We start from the raw sequence: 22780 nt of genomic DNA, 5'->3' as shown, positions 1-22780 counted from the left end.
CTTTTTTTTAAATATTTTTTATCCTAATTCTAAAAAGACTTCACAATCAAACATATAGAATATAAATAAATTTTTAAAAGAGATTATCCCAACATCAAAATACGAAATTGTTTAAAAAAGATTAAATTTGCTACATAAACCAACATTATATAAATCATGAACAAAAGAGTTGTTATCGTTTCTGCCGTTAGAACACCTATCGGTAGTTTTATGGGAGGATTATCTACAGTTACCGCTCCTAGATTAGGTGCTGTAGCTATAAAAGGAGCTTTGGACAAAATAAAATTGGATCCAAATTTAATTGATGAAGTATTTATGGGTAATGTAGTTCAAGCTGGTGTAGGACAAGCTCCTGCTCGCCAAGCTGCACTATATGCTGGTTTACCTAATTCTGTTGCTTGTACTACAGTCAACAAAGTATGTGCCTCTGGAATGAAAGCTGTAATGCTAGGTACTCAAGCCATTTTATGTGGTGATGCTGAAATTGTTGTTGCGGGTGGAATGGAAAACATGAGTTTAATTCCTCACTATATGAATTTGAGAACAGGAACTAAATTTGGTCCAGCAACATTTATTGATGGTTTACAAAAAGATGGACTTGTTGATGCTTACGACAACAACGCAATGGGCGTTTGTGCGGACTTATGTGCTGCTGAATATAATTTTACCCGAGAAGACCAAGACAACGCCGCAATTCAATCCTACGAGCGAAGTGCAAAAGCTTGGGAGACCGGAAAATTTGATAATGAAATTGTCTCTGTAACCGTTCCTCAAAGAAAAGGAGATCCTATTATAATTTCTAAAGACGAAGAGTTTTCTAATGTAAAATTAGACAAAATACCTTCATTAAATCCTGTTTTCACAAAAGACGGTACAGTTACCGCAGCAAACGCTTCTACAATAAACGATGGAGCAGCAGCTGTGATATTAATGAGCGAAGAAAAAGCAATCTCTTTAGGATTGAAACCTCTGGCGTATATAAAAGGGTATGCAGATGCCGCACAAGAACCAAAATGGTTTACAACAAGTCCATCAAAAGCAATTCCTAAAGCATTAGAAAAAGCAGGAATAGCCATTACTGATGTTGATTATTTTGAATTCAATGAAGCTTTTGCTGTAGTTGGCCTAGCCAATGCCAAAATTTTAGGACTAAAGAGCAGCACGATTAATGTGAATGGTGGTGCTGTATCATTAGGACATCCTTTAGGTTGCTCCGGAGTAAGAATTATTGTTACTTTGATCAACGTATTAGAACAAAATAATGGTAAAATTGGAGCTGCTGCAATCTGTAATGGTGGTGGTGGTGCTTCAGCAATTGTTATTGAAAGAGCTTAAAATAATTATAAATTAGGAGTTGTATATTAAAAACATATAACTCCTAATTCTAAACTCATAAATTACCCTAAATGTTCGGAATTTGTAATCTAGCAATGATACCACTTCGGTTTGAACCCAGTGATAAAAGCGAAATTGTTTCTCAAATTTTATTTGGAGAACATTTTGAAATTTTAGAGCAAATGAAACAATGGTCTCGCATCAAAGTACAGTACGACGAGTATGAAGGCTGGATCGATTCTAAACAATTACAGTTGATTTCAGAATCAAATTTTAATCAATTATCCGCAGAAACGATCATATTGAATTCCGATTTAATTGAATATATCACTACTCCAGATAATCAATTAATTCCTATTCCGCTCGGATCCTCGGTTTCATTTATAAATAACAGTGAGATAAACATTTCGAATTTTGAGTTTGATGGAACAAAAACAAGTGGCAAAAAAACAAAAGAGCATTTGATAAAAACTGCCTTTATGTATTTAAACGCTCCTTATCTTTGGGGAGGGAAAACTCCTTTTGGAATTGATTGTTCAGGATTTACTCAAATGGTGTATAAACTGAACGGATATAAATTGCTTCGTGATGCCTCTCAACAATCAAAACAAGGGGAAGCTTTAAGTTTTATAGAAGAAAGTGAACCAGGAGATCTCGCTTTTTTTGATAACGAAGAAGGTAACATAATCCATGTAGGAATAATTATGGATGATAATTACATCATTCATGCCAGTGGAAAAGTACGAATTGACAGGCTTGATCATTTAGGAATATTTAATGCCGAAACCAATAAGCATACACACAAATTAAGAGTCATTAAAAAAATCATATAAAAAAAACCTCTCTCAAAACAGTAATTCGAGAGAGGTTATTTTTAAATTTAAAAATCTAACACTAATTCTTTGCCTTCAATGCCTTGTATTCAGCTGTCATTTCTAAAGCGCTATATACGCCTAAAAGTGTTTTTGAAACATCCTCATTTTTAGGATCTAGTTCAACTGCTTTTGCAAGAAAAGGAATTGTAGCTTTGAATAAATTTTCTCTTTTCTTTTTCAATTCATCATAGCGCTTCATATCCTTAGTAGAAGTTCCTAATTTATTCATTTCATCGATAATTACCTTTTCATCCTCTAACTTCATGGCCGCTAAATTGATGTAAGCATTAATGTATTTAGGATTAATTTCAATAACTTTTAAATAGTACTTTTCAGCGTCTACCTGATTTTTTGCATTAGCACTAAGAACTCCTAAATTAAAAACTAAATCAGCATCATTAGGATTTTTCTCTAATACTTGAGCGATCAGCTTTTTATACATTTCAAAATCTTTTGTTTCTAAATAAAGATTTGCTTCTGTCAAAACCAATGAAGTATCTTCCGGATTTGCTTGTCTTGCATCCGATATTGCTTTTTTAGCCTCTTCAATTTTTCCGTTTTGCACTAAAATTAAAGCTATGTTTTTATAGATCTCTCCTCTTTTAGAAGGAATAGCCTCTGTTCTTGGTTTTTCGTGAGTCCCTATTTTCACTACTCTGTCTCTTTCCGGAGCCGTTGTAAAAAGATCTTCTTCATTAGTGATTTTATTCACCGCAAAAAAACTGGTTCCTTTTCCAGAATAATTTAAGTTTTTCAAATCATCATACAACTTAAGTGCTGTGTCATATTCTGCTGCATTCACATAAGTAGAGGCCGCATAATACAAATTGATAGTGTCTTTTTTATCTAATAAATATGCATCATACAGTTTTTTTGCACTATTTGAATGCTTATTGATTTTTGAATCCGCTATGGCAGCATTAATCAATTTATATTTAATTTCTGTAATTGAAGCTGCAGCTTCTGTAGAAAATTTCAATTTACCGGAAACTTTTTCAGCATCAATTAAATCTTGATATGCTTTTGCCGCAAGCGAAAGATTAGCATCTGCATCCACTTTTTTATTGGCTAAATCCAATAAAGCTTTTCCTTTTACAAAGAAAAATTGTGCTTTCTCCGCCTCTTTAGCATTAGCGATGAGAGATTCGGCTTCCATCAAAATGGTTACTGCTTCTTGAGATTTACCCCCTTTTAATGCTTTTTCAGCGGCTTTAATTTGATCTTTTTGAGCAAAAGTGGCTACTGAAATCACTAACGCTGATGCTAGTACTACATATTTACTTTTCATGGTATTCGATTTTGTTTAATAGTTCTTGTTTAATAGTTCTTTTTTAATCTACACTTATTTAATTTCAAAATTTCCAATCCAATTGGATTGGAAGTTTTGAAACCAGTTATTAGTATTCATACTAAGCTTCGTCATCTGAATCGTCTTCGTCTTCAGTGTCTTCGTCTTCACTTTCAGAATCGTCCTCTTCATCCTCCTCTTCAGCTACACCATCCTCTTCAAGAACTTCAAGAACAGGTTTTACTCTTTCGATAGCTTCCGACTCAATAATATTTCCGTCTTCATCAACAACTACTTCCGCCACATCGTCTTTCATTACTTTAGTGACTGCAGCTATGGAATCGTTTCCTTTTATATTGATCAGTTTTACACCTTGCGTAGCACGTCCCATTACTCTCAAATCCTCTACAGCCATTCTGATAGTCAATCCAGATTTATTAATAATCATTAAATCATCCGCATCAGTAACGGCATTAATAGAAATCAGCTTCCCAGTTTTCTCCGTAATATTCAAGGTTTTTACTCCTTTACCCCCACGATTTGTAATTCTGTATTCGTCAAGGCTAGACCGTTTTCCATAACCGTTTTCAGCAACTACTAATATTTCGCTGCTCATATCGTTTACAGTGACCATGCCAATTACTTCATCCGTATCATCCTTAAGTGTAATTCCGCGAACTCCTGAAGCTGTTCTTCCCATTGGACGGGTTTTAGTTTCTTCAAAACGAACTAATTTACCAGATTTCACAGCTAAAATAATTTGGCTTTGCCCGTTCGTTAATTTTGCTTCTAATAACTCATCCCCTTCTTTAATAGTAATTGCAGCAACTCCATTCACTCTGGGTTTAGAATATTTCTCTAAAGATGTTTTCTTAACCTGCCCTTTTTTAGTCACCATAATAAGGTTGTGACTTTTGATGTAATCTTGATCTTTTAAATCCTGAGTACAAATAAATGCTTTTACTTTATCGTCGCTTTCTATATTTACCAAGTTTTGGATTGCTCTTCCTTTGGCCGTTTTACTTCCTTCTGGTATTTCGTAAACACGCATCCAGAAACATTTCCCTTTTTGGGTAAAGAACATCATATATTGGTGATTCGTAGCCACAAACATGTGCTCTAAGAAATCCTGATCCCGTGTTCCTGCACTTTTCTGTCCAACTCCGCCTCTGTTTTGAGTTTTGTATTCCGTAAGATTTGTACGTTTAATATATCCTGCATGTGAAATCGTGATAACTACATTTTCATCGGCAATTAAATCTTCAATACTTACATCTCCTCCTGAATATTCAATTACAGAACGGCGTTCATCTCCATATTTATCACGAATTTCAGTTAGTTCTTCTTTAATCAAGGCTATTCTTAAGTTTACATCTGCTAATAAAGCTTTTAGATGCTCGATTAACTTCATGATTTCATCGTATTCTGTTCTTAACTTATCTTGTTCAAGACCTGTTAATTGACGCAAACGCATTTCAACAATGGCTCGAGATTGAATATCGGATAAATTGAATCTTTCGATTAGTTTTTCTCTTGCTTCTTCGGTGCTTTTTGAAGCTTTAATTAAAGCAATTACTTCGTCAATATTATCCGAAGCGATAATCAAACCTTCTAAAATATGGGCTCTTGCTTCTGCTTTTTTCAATTCAAATTGCGTTCTGCGAGTCACTACATCATGACGGTGCTCTATAAAATAATGAATCAGATCTTTCAGATTCAACATTTGCGGACGCCCTTTTACAATGGCAATATTGTTTACACTGAAAGAAGACTGTAATTGTGTAAACTTATAAAGTGTATTCAAAACTACGTTTGGCGTAGCATCTCGTTTCAAGATATAAACGATACGCATCCCGTTTCTATCCGATTCATCTCGGATATTCGCAATTCCATCAATTTTTTTATCGTTAACCAAATCAGCCGTACGCTTAATCATATCGGCCTTGTTAACTTGATAAGGAATTTCGGTAACGATAATACATTCTCTTCCGTCCACTTCTTCAAAACCTACTTTGGCACGCATTACAATACGTCCTCTACCTGTTTTGAATGCTTCACGAACGCCTTCATATCCATATATAACACCTCCTGTAGGAAAATCTGGGGCTTTGATATGCGTCATCAACTCATCAATCTCAATATCGCTATTGTCCATGAAAGCCAATGTCCCGTTTATCACCTCAGTCAAGTTATGAGGAGGCATATTAGTGGCCATACCCACTGCAATTCCTGTTGCCCCATTTATTAATAAGGTAGGAACACGTGTTGGCATAACTGTTGGCTCCTCCAGCGTATCGTCAAAATTTAATTTAAAATCAACAGTTTCTTTATCTATATCCGCCAAGATTTCTTCTGAAATTTTACGCATTCTAGCCTCTGTATAACGCATTGCTGCAGGACTATCGCCATCTACTGACCCAAAATTACCCTGGCCATCAATCAATAAGTAACGCATACTCCATTCTTGTGCCATACGAACCATTGCATCATAAACTGAGGTATCACCGTGTGGGTGATACTTACCAAGAACTTCCCCAACAATTCTTGCGGACTTTTTGTGGGCAGATCTAGAATTTACACCCAAATCATGCATTCCAAATAGGACTCTTCGATGTACTGGTTTCAAGCCATCTCTAACATCTGGAAGTGCTCTTGATACAATTACCGACATCGAGTAATCGATGTAGGCCGTTTTCATTTCATCTTCAATGTTAATAGGAATTAACTTTTCTCCTTCAGACATAAGTTGTTATATTAAAAAATTATATTAGTTTCAAAACGTGCCAATATACATCTTTTTGAAATTTTTAAACCTATTTTAAAACACTAATTTCAATGATTTATTAACAAATAAAACTTCGCTTTTAGTTGATAATTTAAGGTAAATTTAACTTTAATATCTTGATAATTTTTGTCACTTAGCTGACACGACTTCATATAGGAATGGTTTTTGTTTTTCTATCACTAATTCACTAAATTTACGATATCAAATATATATTATGGATGATAATTTTTCACCAAGAGTAAAAGACGTTATTACTTACAGCAAAGAAGAAGCTTTGCGACTAGGACATGACTTTATAGGAACAGAACACTTAATGCTGGGAATTCTAAGAGACGGTAACGGAAAAGCAATTCAAATATTGAATAACCTTGACGTCGATTTAGACCATTTACGCAGAAAAGTAGAGATCTTAAGCCCCGCAAGTCCTAGTGTAGAAGTAAATGTTGAGAAGAAAAACCTGCACCTGACACGCCAGGCAGAACGGGCTTTGAAAACCACTTTTCTAGAAGCTAAGGTTTTTCAGAGTTCCTCTATCAGCACCGCACATTTATTGTTATGCATATTAAGAAATGAAAATGATCCAACAACCAAGCTATTGAATAAACTGAAAATTGATTATGATATAGCTAAAGAACAATATCTAAACATGACTCCAAACGAAGAAGAATTTATAGAGAAATTGCCAAGAAACGAATCGTATAATGACGATTCAGGACAAGATGACAGTCTAAAAGAAGGCACCTTTAACAATCCAGCCAACAAATCCAATAAAAAATCGAAAACCCCTGTTTTAGATAATTTTGGAAGGGATTTAACAGAAATGGCCGAAGAAGGAAAACTGGATCCTGTTGTAGGGCGTGAAAAAGAAATCGAACGCGTTTCGCAAATTTTGAGTCGTAGAAAAAAGAACAATCCATTACTAATAGGAGAACCAGGTGTGGGAAAATCAGCCATTGCCGAAGGTCTAGCGTTGCGAATTATTCAGAAAAAAGTATCACGTACTTTATTCAACAAACGTGTTGTTACCTTGGATTTAGCCAGTCTTGTTGCCGGAACAAAATACCGTGGGCAGTTTGAAGAGCGTATGAAAGCAGTGATGAATGAATTGGAAAAAAATGATGATATCATTCTTTTTATAGATGAAATTCACACCATTGTAGGTGCTGGTGGTGCAACTGGATCTCTGGATGCATCCAATATGTTTAAACCGGCATTAGCGCGCGGTGAGATTCAATGTATTGGCGCTACAACATTAGACGAATACAGACAATACATAGAAAAAGATGGTGCATTAGAGAGACGTTTTCAAAAGATAATTGTAGAACCTACATCCGTCACTGAAACGATTACAATTTTGAATAACATCAAAAATAAATATGAAGACCACCATAATGTTACTTATACACAAGAAGCTATTGAGGCTTGTGTAAAATTAACTGACAGGTACATGTCTGAGCGCTTCTTACCGGACAAAGCCATCGATGCTTTAGATGAAGCAGGCTCCAGAGTTCATATTACCAATATTGAAGTTCCCAAACAGATTTTAGATTTAGAGCGTCAATTAGAAGATGTTCGAGAACTGAAGAATGTTGTGGTAAAAAAACAAAAATATGAAGAGGCCGCTAAACTTCGTGATGACGAAAAACGTATTGAAAAAGATTTAGCTATTGCACAAGAACAATGGGAAGAAGATTCAAAAAACAACAGAATAGAAGTTACGGAAGACAATGTAGCCGATGTTGTATCGATGATGACCGGAATACCTGTGAACCGAATAGCACAAACCGAAAGCAATAAATTGGCTAAATTACCAGAACTTATTGAAGGAAAAGTTATTGGACAAAGAGAGGCCGTCATGAAGATTGCACGTTCGATACAACGAAATCGCGCCGGGTTAAAAGACCCAAATCGACCTATTGGATCCTTTATCTTTCTAGGACAAACCGGTGTTGGTAAAACACAACTTGCTAAAGTATTGGCTAAAGAGTTATTCGACTCTGAAGATGCTTTGGTACGCATTGACATGAGTGAATACATGGAGAAATTTGCTATCTCTCGTTTAGTTGGTGCACCTCCGGGATATGTAGGGTATGAAGAAGGCGGTCAACTGACTGAAAAAGTGCGAAGAAAACCCTATTGTGTGGTCTTATTGGATGAGATCGAAAAAGCGCATCCTGATGTTTTCAATATGTTATTACAAGTGCTGGATGACGGATATTTAACGGATAGTTTAGGTCGAAAAATTGATTTCAAAAATACCATAATAATCATGACTTCGAATGTTGGTGCCAGACAATTAAAAGATTTTGGACAAGGAGTCGGCTTTGGAACTGCTGCCAAAGTAGCGCAGGCTGATGATAATTCAAAAAGTATTATTGAAAACGCCTTAAAGAAAACTTTTGCTCCTGAATTCCTTAATAGAATTGATGATGTAATTGTATTCAATGCTTTAGAAAAACATGATATTGATTTAATTATCGAAATCGAATTAAAAAAATTATTCGCCCGTGTTGCCGAATTAGGGTATCAATTGAGTCTTTCTGACAAAGCAAAAGCATTTATAGCTGAGAAAGGTTTCGACAGGCAATTTGGCGCAAGACCACTAAAAAGAGCCATTCAGAAATATGTTGAAGATACCCTTGCAGAAGAAATTATCACTTCGAAAATAACAACCGGAGATGAAATCTTCATGGATATCGAAGAAGGGGCACAAGAATTAACGGTTCAGGTTCATAAAGCCGGCGAAGCCACAAATCCTTAAATAATTCCTTTGAATCTTAACCATAACCCGTTACGTTTTTATAACGTAACGGGTTTTTTCTTTATGATAAAATACACTTTTTTTGAAAACAAATATTTACATTTGGTTTTTATAACATTGATCCATTAAAATTACTTTATGTCTGAAAACAAAGTTATCCTAGGTAGTGAAGAATGGTGCTCATTCCCTGAAATAGGGATTCCAACCATTAAAGCACGTGTTGATTCCGGTGCTAAAACATCTGCGCTACACGCTATAAATATTGCTCCATTTATTAAAGACGAAAGCAATTGGGTGAAATTTGACATTAACCCAATCCAAAATAATTTAAAAACAATAATTCATTGTGAAGCGCCTTTAATTGATAAACGCATCGTTAAAAGTTCAAGTGGCTTTAGAGAACAACGTTATGTAATTCAAACAAATCTACAAATAGGAAGTTCAAAATGGCCTATTGAGATGACATTGACCAATCGAGATTCCATGGGTTTCAGAATGCTTTTAGGCCGTGAAGCCATGAGCGGAAGAGTATTGGTTGATCCGGAGCAAAAATATCTTTTAGGACAACCCACACCCGACAGTCTAAAAGAATTGTATAAAAATTCCGAGAAAGCAAGTTCCGGATTACGCATCGGACTTTTGGCCAGTAATCCTGAATTGTACAGCAACAAGCGTATAATGGAGGCTGGCGAAATGCGTGGTCACGAAATGCACTTTCTGAACATTAAGGAATGTTATATGAAACTGGATGCAAAAACGCCAGAAATTCATTATCGTGGCGGTAAGATACTAAATCAATTTGATGCCATTATACCCAGAATTAGACCTAGCATTACATTTTACGGTTGCGCTTTGACCAGACAATTTGAAGCATTAAAAGTATATTGCTTAAATTCATCGAATGCTATTACGCAATCACGTGATAAATTATACTCTTTGCAATTACTATTGAATCATGGTGTTGAAATTCCTACCACTGGTTTTGCTAATTCCCCTTTGGATACGGATGATTTGATAAAAATGGTGGGCGGTTCTCCACTAATCGTGAAATTACTAGAAGGAACACAAGGAAAAGGAGTCGTGTTGGCAGAAACAAAAAAAGCCGCAGAAAGTGTCATAAATGCTTTCAAAAGCTTAAATGCCAATATATTAGTTCAAGAATTCATCAAAGAAGCCAATGGAAAAGACATTCGTTGTTTTGTAATTGATGGAAAAGTAGTGGCTGCTATTCAGCGTGAAGCAATGCCGGGCGAATTCAGGGCTAACATTCATCTTGGAGGAACAGCATCTATTATAAAAGTAACCGCTGAAGAAAAACGTATTGCCATCAAAGCAACCAAAGCAATGGACCTCAAAGTGGCAGGTGTAGACATTATTCGTTCCGCTAAAGGCCCGTTGTTATTAGAAGTAAATTCATCGCCAGGACTAGAAGGAATTGAAGGAGCTACCAATAAAGATATTGCCGGCGAAATGATCAAAGCAATCGAGAAAAATTTTAAAATAAAATAGCAGTCAGTAGCCGTTTACAGTCTATTGAAAACTTTTAAAATTACTTTAAAACTAAAAAAATGAACGAATATCTTGATATAATTCTTCGAAGTATTTTCGTTTATTTTTTTATGGTTATTGCCTTGAGACTTTTTGGCAAGAAAGAATTGTCTCAACTAAACACTGCTGATGTAATATTAATTCTGCTAATCAGTAACTCTGTTCAAAATGCAATGGTAGGAAACGACACCAGTTTATCGGGAGGTTTAGCTGCGGCAACTGTATTGTTTACCATCAATTTTATTTTAAAAAAATTGATGTTTAAGTACCCAAGATTCAGTGATTTCATGCAAGAAAAACCAGAAATCCTTATACACAACGGCAATTTGGATTTTAAGACTCTTAGCAAATTAAATATCACTTCTGATGAATTAAAAGAAGCCATGCATGAACATGGAGTCGAATATTTTAAAGATGTAAAATTAGCAATCCTAGAAATAGACGGAAATATTAGCATTATATCCGGAGATGCTAATTTAAAACAGACCCATTACAAACGAAGACGCATTCATAAAAATTTGAGTGGAATAAATTAGACATAAAAAACTCAATATATATTCACGAAATTTATTTTCTTGAAATAAAGTGCTGTTAAAAAATTAAACACACCTATAAAATCACAAAATTTGACCTTAACGCCTTTTAATAAAAAACATATTTAACGAAAGAAAGACAAGATCTTCTGTTTTAAACAAATATATTTTTGGAGCATAAAAAAACCATTCTCAGTAAGAATGGTTTTTTATTATGATTTTTCTTTTAGTATTAAATAAAAATACTAAAAATATAGTAAATGATTGCTGCTAATATTGCTGAAATTGGAATGGTTAAAACCCAAGCCCATAATAAACTTACGGTCATTCCCCATCGCACGGCTGAAACTCTTTTAGTAAGTCCAACTCCAATTATAGATCCAGTAATAGTATGCGTTGTACTTACGGGCACTTTAAAATGCTCTGTAAAATATAAGGTCAGTGCCCCGGCAGTTTCTGCGGCAACACCTTCAAAAGAGGTCACTTTTGTTATTTTAGAACCCATTGTTTTCACGATCTTCCAACCGCCGCTTAAAGTCCCTGCTGCAATAGCAGAATAACAGGCAAGTGGAATCCAAGTTGGCATTTTAAAGGCTCCTTCGTCATTAGGAAGCACCACATCTAACCAAGCTGGAAGCGATTCCTGAGCAACACCACTGGTGTGAATATAAACCGCAACCGCTGCTGCAATAATACCCATTACTTTTTGGGAGTCATTCCCTCCATGCCCTAAACTAAAGGCTGCTGAAGACAGTAATTGCATTTTTTTTAACCAGGCCGTAGCTTGATTTAAATTTAAACTACTAAATATCAAACAGAAGGCGCTTATGGACAGAACGATGAATGCCACTAAAAACCATTTGATATTATGGGATTCAAACGCAACACTCCAAAAAGTAGACGATGGAAAACGAGGGTCTTTAATCTGGTCGTAATAGATCATTTGACTTTCTACAAACCAGATGGTCAAAATCATTAAAGAAGCTGTAAATATTTTAGGATAAATACTTTTTTTAGAGGCATTTAGCAACCAAATTGATATTAAATAAGACATTAAAGCGCCTAACAAAGGTGCCAATATAATAAATGCAATGATGATCAAAACACCCGAAGGCATTCCTCCATCTTTTCCAACATTGTACCAAGAAACTACTCCAAATCCGGCATGAGCGATAGCTGCTCCGGCAAAACCACCAATTAAGGTATGTGAAGAACTAGAAGGAATTCCTTGCCACCAAGTGAATAAATTCCAAATGATAGCGGCGATTACACCCGCTAAAATAACGACTAAATTAATATCCATCGTATTGGCTGTTTTTGCCACAGTATCTGCAACACCAAAACCAAAAACCCAATACGCCAAAAAGTTAAAAAAAGCGGCCCAAACAACTGCTTGAAAAGGAGTTAATACTTTTGTGGCAACAACGGTTGCTATAGCATTGGCAGCATCATGAAAACCATTAATGTAATCAAAAATTAAAGCCAGGACTATAATAACTATAAGTAGAGTAAATTCCATAATTATAATTTCAGAATAAAACGAATGAATTAAGAATGTTTTACAGAAATGGATTCTAAAACACTCGCTACACTTTTACATTTATCAGTAGCCGTCTCTAAAACTGACAATACTTCTTTGTACTTGATAATGTTTTTTGCATCCGTTTCATTTTCGAATAAATCAAGAACTGCTTTATCATAAACATTATCTGATTTATTTTCTAATTTGTTAATTCTGACGCAGGCATCCGTGATGTTCTTTATATTTTTTAAATCTCTCAATTCTCTTACCGCTACATCAATATTTTGACATGCTTCAAGATTGATTTCAGTCAATTTTCTAATGGATTTCGTGATTTTATCAACTTGATACAATTTCATCCTGCTCGCTGCACCATGAAGATTATCCGCTACATTATCAATTGAAGTGATTAGAGAGTGTATGTCCTCTCTGTCAAATGGAGTAATAAAATTTCTACTCAACTCTAAACTTGTTTGACGTGTTATATCCTCTCCTTTTTGTTCTAATGCATCAATTTTTCGAAAAAGATCCTCGCGCTCTTTTAAAGGAAGGTTTACAGCTTCGTGCAAATTTGTAGCAATTTCAATTAAATTACTTGATGCTTGTTCAAAAAGCGGAAAAAACTTTTTGTCTTTAGGAACCAAAAATTGGAAAAAATTATTTATGTTCATTTCATTAAAATTTAGTCCGGCAAAATTAATTCATTATTAATTGTTAATGTTAAGCCATTGTTAACAAATCATTTTCTATTTGAAAACTGTTCAAAAAAGAAACCGTCTTTTCAATATCATAATGCAAAATTCGATCTTCTTTAATCAAAGGAACTTCTTCACGATAGGCCTGTAAAAACATTTCAATAAAATCACTTGACAGCATTGGCCGTCTGTATTCAATGGCTTGCGAAGCATTCATCAATTCTATTGCTAAAATGCGTTCCAGATTATCCAAAACCCGCAATGCTTTAGTAGCAGCATTTGCCCCCATACTCACATGATCTTCCTGCCCGTTGCTGGAAACAATACTATCTACACTGGCGGGAGTTGCTAGTTGTTTATTTTGGCTGGCAATACTGGCAGCTGTATACTGAGGAATCATCAAACCAGAATTCAAACCGGGATTATCTACTAAAAATGCCGGAAGATTTCTAGTTCCGGAGATCAATTGATACGTTCTTCGTTCAGAAATACTTCCCAACTCAGCCAAAGCGATTGCCATAAAATCTAAGGCTAAAGCCAAAGGTTGTCCGTGAAAATTACCTCCGGAAATGATTTGGTCACTTTCAATAAAAATATTAGGATTATCAGTAACGGAATTGATTTCAGTCTTGAACACTTTTTTTACATAATCAATTGCATCTTTTGAAGCCCCATGCACTTGTGGCATACATCGGAACGAATATGGATCTTGGACATGATTTTTTTCCTGTTCGATAATTTCGCTCCCTTCCAAAAATCCTTTTATGCGGTTAGCAGTTACAATTTGCCCTTTGTGAGGCCTTATAAAATGGATCAATTCATTAAAAGGTTCTATTCTTCCATCAAATCCTTCAAGTGAAATAGTACCTATTAAATCTGCTAAATAAGAAAATTTGCTGACTTTCATTAAGATATGTACTCCATAAGCACTCATAAATTGTGTTCCGTTCAATAAGGCCAATCCTTCCTTAGACTGCAGTACTATTGGCTCCCAGCCAAAATGTTTTAGAACTTCGCTGGAATGCACTTTCTTACCTTCAAAATACACATCACCTTCACCTAATAAAGGCAATGATAAATGCGCCAAAGGAGCCAAATCTCCCGAAGCGCCAAGCGATCCTTGGGTATAAATTACCGGAAGAATATCATTGTTATAAAAGGCAATCAATCGTTCCACTGTTTGCAATTGAATGCCGGAATGACCATAACTCAACGATTGAATTTTTAGCAACAACATTAGTTTCACAATCTGAGTTGGTACTTCCTCTCCCGTTCCGCAGGAATGCGATTTGACTAAATTTTCCTGAAGTTTTGATAAATTTTCATTCGAAATCTTAACATTACAAAGCGACCCAAAACCTGTATTTATACCGTAAATGGGATCCGAATGTGAAGCCATTTTTTTATCTAGATAATCGCGACATTTTTGAATATTTATTTTTGCTTCATCGGACAAAGCCAATGATTTATGATGTGAGACAATTTCCTCTAGCGTTTCCAGGCTAAGTAACTCAGTACTAATGTAATGCGTATTATCCATTTTGATAGTGTTTAAAAGGTAAAATTGAATAAATCTTTATAAATACACAACATTTATTGCTAATAATTTACATTTCATAACCCGTTGGGTTCAATTAATTTTTGATGATAATTTTCGTCAGTTCGAGTGATCCCGCTTTTGGGCGGGATTATATCGAGAACTAGAAAATTAGTATTAAAAACGGTTCTCGATACATTTTTTGTTCCGTTTTTACTACACAAAAAAACACTCGAACTGACGTTTTGAATAATTACACCCAACGGGTATTTTATAGTTAAACAAAAACCAAATAATAGCTTTCAGATAACGATAACTATATGACTTTAACAGATCAAATTTTGATTGTTCCTTTCCTTTTCCTTAGAACATTAAAGCACTAATTCATAAAAACACAAACCCATTAACCTGCTTGGAATGCAAATTAAGGAGAATTAAATTCTTTAAGCACTACAAAAAATAGAACTTCAGCTGCACACAATTTTTATAAAATTTAGAGATTTATACGAATAGTTTTATCTGAGACTTGATATATAACACAATATTTCATAATCCGCAAATAGCTTCTCCTATTTTAAAATATTCGCAAAAACACTGTCAAACGCTTTGTTTTTTATAAAAAACTGTACTTTTGAAAGATCAAAATGGAAAACAACAAAGCTACATATCACGCTTCGATAACAACTCAAATCTGGGTTAGCACTGCTGTTACGTTTACTACAACAACTACAACTACCCCCTTGGGGTAAATTTTCAACATATAATCCTATTTATCATATTTTTTTCACAAGAAAGAAAGACCTTGAGTGTATAACAAACATTACATTTTTCAAAAAAAACAACACACACCATTAGATCTCCTGCAGGCAATTAATCCTGAAAATGGCGACTCCCCATTACATTAAAAACAAATAACTTGCTATGAAAGTATTAAAATTTGGCGGAACTTCGGTTGCCAATGCACAAAATATAAAACTGGTTTTAGCTATCGTTAGCGATAAAGCAAAAGAAGAAAAATTAATCGTTGTGGTTTCTGCTTTCAGTAAAGTTACTGATTTGCTTCAAATTGCCTCCCAAAAAGCGGCCGCTGGAGACGAAAATTTCAAAGTTATCCTTGCCGATATAGAAAAAAAACACTTAGATACCTTAAAAGAACTTATACCAGTAAGCGAACAAAGCAGTCTTTTGAGCCATATCAAAAGAATCATCAATCACCTGGAAACCTTATTGGATGGATGTTACCTTTTAGGCGAATTATCTCCCAGAACTTCAGATACTATTTTGAGTTTTGGTGAATTACTGTCCTCGTATATCATTGCTGAAGCATTAAAACAAGACCTAAAAAACAGCTGTTATAAAGACAGCCGAGAATTAATAAAAACCAATAACCATTTTGGAAAAGCAATTGTTAATTTTGATGCTTCCAATGAATTAATTGTTGCTTTTTTTACTTCGAATGAGAGTCAGGTAGTGGTTATGCCCGGATTTATTGCTGCCTCTTTAGACGGAATCAATACTACTTTAGGGCGCGGTGGATCTGATTATACAGGCGCTATTCTTGCAGGCGCTCTTGATGCAACTGACTTGGAGATTTGGACTGACGTCAACGGAATGTATACTGCAAATCCAAAAATTGTAAAACAAGCACAACCTATAGCTTACATTTCTTACCAAGAAGCCATGGAGTTGTCACATTTTGGTGCCAAAGTCTTATATCCGCCAACAATTCAACCGGTATTAAGAAAGAATATCCCAATTCTGATCAAAAACACTTTTGAACCTAAGGCTGAAGGAACCTATATTTCAAATCAGGTTTTTGCGCAATCCAATCCTGTAAAAGGAATCACACATATTGATGCTATTACCTTAATTACGCTTGAAGGCTCAGGAATGATTGGTGTTTCCGGTTCATCCAAAAGACTTTTTGAAGTATTATCCAATAAAAATATCAACGTAATTTTCATCACTCAAGCCTCCTCAGAGCACTCGATTTGTATTGGAATTCTAAATTCGGATGCCTATGTGGCGCAAGAGGCCATCAACAAAGCTTTTGAAGTGGAAATTTTACAAAATAAAATAGATCCATGCATTGTTGAAAATAACCTTTGCATCATTGCTTTGGTAGGCGAAAATATGAAAAACCACCAAGGATTGAGCGGTCGAATGTTCAGTACTTTGGGTAAAAACAACGTCAACATCCGAGCGATTGCTCAAGGTGCTTCCGAAAGAAATATTTCGGCAGTAATCAACGAAAGAGATGTGAAAAAAGCATTGAATTCATTGCACGAAAACTTTTTTGAAGAAAATACCAAACAGTTAAACCTATTTGTAATGGGCGTTGGAAATGTGGGGGAGAAATTCATCGAACAAATTCACCAACAAAAGAAATTCCTAAAAGAGAAGCTCAAGATAAACCTGCGCGTCATTGCGTTGTCAAATTCCCGAAAAATGCATTTTGATGAAGACGGAATCTCCTTAAAAGAATGGAAATTTGCTTTAGAAACTGGAGAACCTGCGGATAAAGAACAGTTTATTGCAAATGTAAAAGAGCTCAATTTACGCAATAGTATTTTTGTGGATATCACGGCAAATGAAAGTGTGTCTAAAACCTACGAACAGTATTTAAAAAGAAATATTGCCGTAGTAACCTGCAACAAAATTGCCTGCGCCTCCGAATACGACAATTATAAAAAACTAAAAAAATTATCCAGACAGTTCAATGCGCCTTTCCTATTTGAAACCAATGTGGGAGCTGGATTACCAATCATTGATACGGTAAAAAATCTCGTTGCCTCCGGCGATAAAGTCAATAAAATCCAAGCCGTTTTATCTGGAAGTTTGAACTTTATTTTTAATAATTTTGATGAAAATAACACTTTTCATGACGTTGTTAAAGAAGCTGGTGTACAAGGATTTACAGAACCTGACCCGAAGATTGATTTGAGCGGAATTGACGTTGCCAGAAAGATATTGATTCTGATACGAGAAAGCGGTTACAAAATGGAAATCGATGAAATCACAAACGAATCGTTCCTGCCAGCAGAATGTTTGAATACGACTTCAAATGAAGCATTTTTCGAATCTTTACAGACACATGCCGCTCATTTTGAAACTATTTATAAAGAAGCGTTAAGCAAAGAATCTCGTTTGAAATACGTAGCGCAATTCGAAAACGGGAAAGCAAATGTTGGGTTGCGATTCATTCCTAAAGACCACCCCTTTTACAATTTGGAAGGAAAGGACAACATCGTATTATTCTTCACAGATCGTTACGTAGACCAACCTTTATTAATAAAAGGTGCTGGTGCCGGAGCTGCAGTTACCGCATCAGGAATATTTGCAGATGTAATTAGAATAGGAAACGTATAAATTAGTCGTAAAGTCAAATGTCGTAAAGTCTGAAAGTTAGCCACTTGATTTTATGTTCATTCCTAAGACTTTACCACTTTATGACTTTAGACTTTAAGACTACTATTATGAATGAAATAAAAATATTTTGCCCTGCCACAATCGCCAATCTTTCTTGCGGGTTTGATGTCCTTGGTTTGTGTTTAGAAACTGCTGGTGACGAAATGATTATTCGGAAATCAGACATAAAAGGGATTCGCATCACTAAAATTGTGGGTGCCGACTTGCCTTTAGAAACCGAAAAAAATGTGGCTGGAGTATCCGCTTTGGCTATGCTGGAAGCTGTTGAAACGGAATTTGGATTCGAAATCGAAATCTACAAACACATCAAAGCCGGTAGTGGAATTGGCAGCAGTGCCGCCAGTTCAGCGGGAGCAGTTTTTGGAATCAATGAATTATTAGGGCGTCCATTTACACGCAAAGAGTTGGTTTTATTTGCCATGCAGGGCGAAAAACTAGCCAGTGGAAATGCTCATGCGGATAACGTTGCTCCTGCCCTTTTGGGTGGATTCACGCTAGTAAGAAGTTCCAATCCATTGGATATTATCAAAATAGAAAGTCCCTCTGAATTGTATGCCATCGTGGTTCATCCTCAAATTGAGTTGAAGACTTCGGATGCGCGATCGGTGTTGAAGCAAACAGTTTCCTTGAAAAGTGCGATTATGCAATGGGGAAATGTAGGCGGATTAATCGCTGGATTGTACACCAAAGATTATGACTTAATTGGTCGATCATTGCATGATGAAATCGTAGAACCGTTGCGTAGCGTTTTGATTCCGGGATTTGATTTAATCAAGCAAACTGCTTTAGAAAACGGAGCTTTAGGTTCCGGAATATCAGGTTCTGGTCCTTCTATTTTTGCTTTAAGCAAAGGAAAGGAAACTGCCGATAAAATTGCCAAAGCCATGAGTGTTATTTACGAAGAAATGTATTTACCATATGAAATTCACGTTTCTAAAGTGAATGATGAAGGAATTAAAATAATAGCCCCCTAACCCCCTAAAGAGGAATAAAAAAAAACAGCGATTTTAAAATTACAATAAATACATTCTAAATCCAGTTTCGTCTCCCTTCCCTTTGGGGAGGGTTGGGGTGGGGATTCTATAAATACTATACACAATGAAATATTACAGTTTAAACCATAACGCACCAAAAGTTTCTTTCAGAGAAGCCGTAGTACAAGGATTAGCCACAGATAAAGGATTGTATTTTCCGGAAACAATTACCCCATTAGCACCTGCTTTTTTTGATACCATCGAAAACTTAAGCCATGAGGAAATTGCTTTTGAGGCGATTAAACAATTTATAGGTGACGAAATTCCCACAGACACTTTAAAACAAATCATTGCCGAAACCCTGTGTTTTGACTTCCCCGTGGTCGAAGTCGAAAAAGATATTTATTCCCTTGAATTATTTCATGGACCAACAATGGCTTTCAAGGACGTAGGCGCGCGATTCATGTCGCGTTGTTTGGGGTATTTCAATAAAGATAACGTCGACAGTAAAAACACGGTTCTTGTTGCCACTTCCGGTGATACGGGAGGTGCTGTCGCCAGTGGTTTCCTTGATGTAAAAGGTGTGGAAGTGATTATCCTTTATCCATCAGGAAAAGTGAGCGACATCCAGGAGCGACAATTGACTACTTTAGGACAGAATATTAAAGCGCTTGAAGTGGACGGCGTTTTTGATGATTGTCAGGATATGGTAAAGAAAGCGTTCTTGGACGAAAGTCTAAAACATAAAAACTTAACATCAGCGAATTCAATAAATATTGCGCGCTGGTTGTCACAGATGTTTTATTTTTTCTTTGCGTACAAAGCATTAAAAAAACGAAACAAACCGTTAGTTTTCTCTTGCCCAAGTGGGAATTTTGGGAATATCTGTGCGGGGATCATTGCTAAGAAAATGGGCTTGCCTGTTCAACATTTTGTAGCGGCTACGAATGTAAATGATACGGTTCCTCGGTTTTTAGAAAACGGAATTTACTCCCCAAAACCTTCTATAGCTACTATTTCGAATGCGATGGATGTGGGGAATCCAAGTAATTTTATCCGAATTCAGGAAATGTATCACAATGACTTAGAGCAATTCAAAAAAGATTTCTCTTCGTTTACTTTTTCTGATAAAGAGACTTTAGAAGCCATGAATACCATCTATAATATATCCGGCTATATTGCTGAACCTCATGGAGCAGTGGGTTATTTAGGATTGAAAAAAGAATTACAAAATTACCCAAATGCTATTGGTATTTTCTTAGAAACCGCCCACCCTATTAAATTTTTGGATACGGTTGAACCAACATTAAACGTAAAACTCCCAATTCCTACCCAAATTGAAAGTGTTTTAGGAAAGGACAAAGTAAGCGTGAAAATTAAAACCTATAAGGAATTGAAAGCATTTTTGGAATAAAATTTTCTCAAAACAATTAAACTACTATGGCTTAAATATCCATAGATTTGGTTTGCCAGACTAAAGTCTGCAAGGTTAAAATGGGAACAAAAAAATCAAACCGCAGATTCGCAAATTAAACACATCAAAGCTGAATAAATAATTCGCATGTTCTTGGTGAAATTTTTAGAAGCGAAAGTGAAATGTACCAAAGTGCATAGTTTTAACTATATTCTGTATGAAATAATAAAAAACGACTTAGAATTCAATTTTAGTCATTTTTTATATCCAAATAAATCTGGTCTTAAGATGGTTCTAAACTTTTGTTTTAGAACACAAAAAAAACAATTCTACCAATTTAACGCATCAATTTTAAATATATAATTATGAGTAATTTACAGGAAAACAAAGCGATAAATTCTGTCACAGAAAAATAAAATTCAAGATCTAAAAATATAGCTTGAATATGACTTATTTAATACTTACTTTTGCAAAAAAATTGAGTTGTCTTCTTTAGGCCTTGTATGGGTATAAAAAACAACATCAACCCCATTAAAAAAACGAAGTATTTAAGAATCTGTTTCAATGTAACTAAAACAACAGATAAAAAACACTCCAAAAAAACTACCTGATAAAGTAGCTTCCCATATCAACATAATTTATTAAAAAAAGGAGAAAAAAGTGTATGACGGATCATAGCATGAATGCTGTTAGTTTTGAAATTGAATTATTGGATAAACACAAAGACTATAGAAATCATTACAGATCAAATGATTTGTATTGGGGCGTAGGAATTGAAAATGAATGCTATTTAGAGTTTGAAAACCATCGTGTGGTGGACAAAGATTTTTTGCTTACTAAAGGACTTCATGAAAAGTATAGTGTTAATCATTTTAAGAATTACAAAGAAAACATATACCAGAATTCATTGCTGAAAATATTATCCGATAAAGAATATTATTTGCCGGTACTGATGAATTCCCATTCGTTTACAAAAACGGACATTAACAACCAACATAAGACTTTTGATCCCATAGATAATGAACCAAATCCTGACTATTCAGGGGAAAGTATCTTTGAAATACTACAAAAAAACAATCCTTATTTTATAGACGAGCTTCAAAAAGAATTCATTTTTGATGGTGACACAGTTGAATTTGTTACGCAAAAATTTTACAAAACAGATGTTGACTCGGTTATTGCTGAATTAGCTACAATAAAACAAGGTTTCATACACCATTTACAAAACGCTTTTGATAAAGACAAAATCTTTACGGAATACGGCCCTGTAAAAATATGTGCTGTAAACCATCCCTTTGCCATATTTATTTCAAACGATACGAATTATTCTGTTTTTAATAATATGACCTATCACTTCAATTTAACTATTCCAACTGAGTTAAATAGTGATGGAGAAATTAAGGACAAATTAGGTTTTATAAAAAAACACCAGAGGGCTATTCGATTATTCCAATGGCTGAGCCCCTTGTTTATGATAAAATTTGGTTCTTCTGATTATTTGTCGCACAATGACAGCAGCGTCAATTTGACAAAAGCATCACAACGATGTGCTATGTCAAGGTACATTGGTGTGGGCACTTATGACACCAATGTGATGAAAACCGGGAAGATTGTCCAGATGAATTTTGATGAACATCCCATGCATGAAAATCCAATGTGGTGGGTGAACCGTTATTCTGAAATATCAGATTATGAAAAGATTGATAAAATTGGCCTAGACATCAATTTTCACAAGCACAAAAATCATGGTATTGAGTTTCGAATATTTGACTATTTCGACGAAAAACACCTACAAGAGGTTTTGAATTTTCTTGTTTTTATTCTGGATCATGCCTTATTAAACGAAATAGAAAATCCTATTTGCGATTTAGAATGGAATAACTTTGTTTATGAATCTATTATACACGGCAAAGAAACAGATGTACCAGCAAACCTTATCGCACTTTTAGAAAACATATTGTCTATTACAATTGAATCAAATGATCCTTTAGCAATTTACGAACAAATATACAACAGTTTACACGCTCGTTATTACGAAAATGGCTTTTGCAGTTCTTTACTAATTAAAAAGTAAGTACTGCAAA

14 protein-coding genes are annotated in these 22780 nt (G+C 35.1%); 9 read left to right on the top strand and 5 right to left on the bottom strand.

What is annotated here, in order from left to right:
- Positions 1-156 precede the first annotated feature (156 nt).
- Together EKM05_RS06250 and EKM05_RS06245 are read left to right on the top strand one after the other, a co-directional pair.
- On the top strand, positions 157-1335 hold the full coding sequence (locus tag EKM05_RS06250; RefSeq protein ID WP_126554175.1) for an acetyl-CoA C-acyltransferase: 1179 nt from the start codon (positions 157-159) through the stop codon (positions 1333-1335).
- A 71-nt stretch (positions 1336-1406) separates the two neighbouring features.
- A complete protein-coding gene (locus EKM05_RS06245; protein ID WP_126456224.1) occupies positions 1407-2168 on the top strand; it encodes a C40 family peptidase in 762 nt (253 codons plus the stop codon).
- A gap of 61 nt (positions 2169-2229) precedes the next feature.
- Here EKM05_RS06245 and EKM05_RS06240 read toward each other — a convergent pair whose 3' ends face one another.
- Both EKM05_RS06240 and gyrA read right to left on the bottom strand, forming a co-directional pair.
- On the bottom strand, positions 2230-3498 hold the full coding sequence (locus tag EKM05_RS06240; protein ID WP_126462443.1) for a tetratricopeptide repeat protein: 1269 nt from the start codon (positions 3496-3498) through the stop codon (positions 2230-2232).
- 121 nt (positions 3499-3619) lie between these two features.
- Positions 3620-6241: a DNA gyrase subunit A gene (gene gyrA, locus EKM05_RS06235; RefSeq protein WP_126462446.1), complete on the bottom strand. Its 2622-nt coding sequence runs from the start codon at positions 6239-6241 to the stop codon at positions 3620-3622.
- Positions 6242-6497: 256 nt separating this feature from the next.
- On the opposite strand from gyrA, the gene EKM05_RS06230 reads away from it, so the two are divergent.
- The 3 genes from EKM05_RS06230 (at position 6498) to EKM05_RS06220 (ending at position 11128) form a co-directional block, all read left to right on the top strand.
- A complete protein-coding gene (locus EKM05_RS06230) occupies positions 6498-9044 on the top strand; it encodes an ATP-dependent Clp protease ATP-binding subunit (protein WP_126462449.1) in 2547 nt (848 codons plus the stop codon).
- A 138-nt stretch (positions 9045-9182) separates the two neighbouring features.
- A complete protein-coding gene (gene rimK / locus EKM05_RS06225; protein ID WP_126462452.1) occupies positions 9183-10553 on the top strand; it encodes a 30S ribosomal protein S6--L-glutamate ligase in 1371 nt (456 codons plus the stop codon).
- A gap of 59 nt (positions 10554-10612) precedes the next feature.
- Entirely contained in the window at positions 10613-11128 is a 516-nt protein-coding gene (locus EKM05_RS06220; protein WP_126462455.1) for a DUF421 domain-containing protein, read from the top strand.
- Between the two features lie 229 nt (positions 11129-11357).
- Here EKM05_RS06220 and EKM05_RS06215 read toward each other — a convergent pair whose 3' ends face one another.
- The 3 genes from EKM05_RS06215 to hutH are packed head-to-tail and all read right to left on the bottom strand — an operon-like array spanning position 11358 to position 14882.
- Positions 11358-12644 (bottom strand): inorganic phosphate transporter, encoded by a 1287-nt coding sequence (locus tag EKM05_RS06215; RefSeq protein ID WP_126462458.1) that lies wholly within the window; start codon positions 12642-12644, stop codon positions 11358-11360.
- Positions 12645-12673: 29 nt separating this feature from the next.
- Positions 12674-13318 (bottom strand): DUF47 domain-containing protein, encoded by a 645-nt coding sequence (locus EKM05_RS06210; RefSeq protein WP_126554173.1) that lies wholly within the window; start codon positions 13316-13318, stop codon positions 12674-12676.
- A 49-nt stretch (positions 13319-13367) separates the two neighbouring features.
- Positions 13368-14882, bottom strand: a complete 1515-nt coding sequence (hutH, locus tag EKM05_RS06205) for a histidine ammonia-lyase (RefSeq protein WP_126554171.1) — start codon at positions 14880-14882, stop codon at positions 13368-13370.
- Positions 14883-15800: 918 nt separating this feature from the next.
- Here hutH and thrA point away from each other — a divergent pair.
- From thrA to EKM05_RS06185, 4 genes are all read left to right on the top strand, one after another.
- Positions 15801-18248: a bifunctional aspartate kinase/homoserine dehydrogenase I gene (thrA, locus tag EKM05_RS06200; RefSeq protein ID WP_126554169.1), complete on the top strand. Its 2448-nt coding sequence runs from the start codon at positions 15801-15803 to the stop codon at positions 18246-18248.
- A 107-nt stretch (positions 18249-18355) separates the two neighbouring features.
- Positions 18356-19282 carry a homoserine kinase gene (locus tag EKM05_RS06195; protein ID WP_126462470.1) on the top strand — a complete coding sequence of 309 codons (927 nt, stop codon included), beginning with the start codon at positions 18356-18358 and terminating at the stop codon, positions 19280-19282.
- 124 nt (positions 19283-19406) lie between these two features.
- On the top strand, positions 19407-20696 hold the full coding sequence (thrC, locus tag EKM05_RS06190) for a threonine synthase (protein ID WP_126554167.1): 1290 nt from the start codon (positions 19407-19409) through the stop codon (positions 20694-20696).
- 664 nt (positions 20697-21360) lie between these two features.
- Positions 21361-22770 (top strand): hypothetical protein, encoded by a 1410-nt coding sequence (locus tag EKM05_RS06185; protein ID WP_126554165.1) that lies wholly within the window; start codon positions 21361-21363, stop codon positions 22768-22770.
- The last annotated feature ends 10 nt before the right edge of the window (positions 22771-22780 follow it).

The sequence above is a fragment of the Flavobacterium sp. GSP27 genome, from assembly GCF_003970395.1.
Lineage (GTDB): Bacteria > Bacteroidota > Bacteroidia > Flavobacteriales > Flavobacteriaceae > Flavobacterium.
The sequence above is the reverse complement of the archived record's forward strand: the minus strand, read 5'-3'. Positions and strand labels throughout refer to the sequence as shown.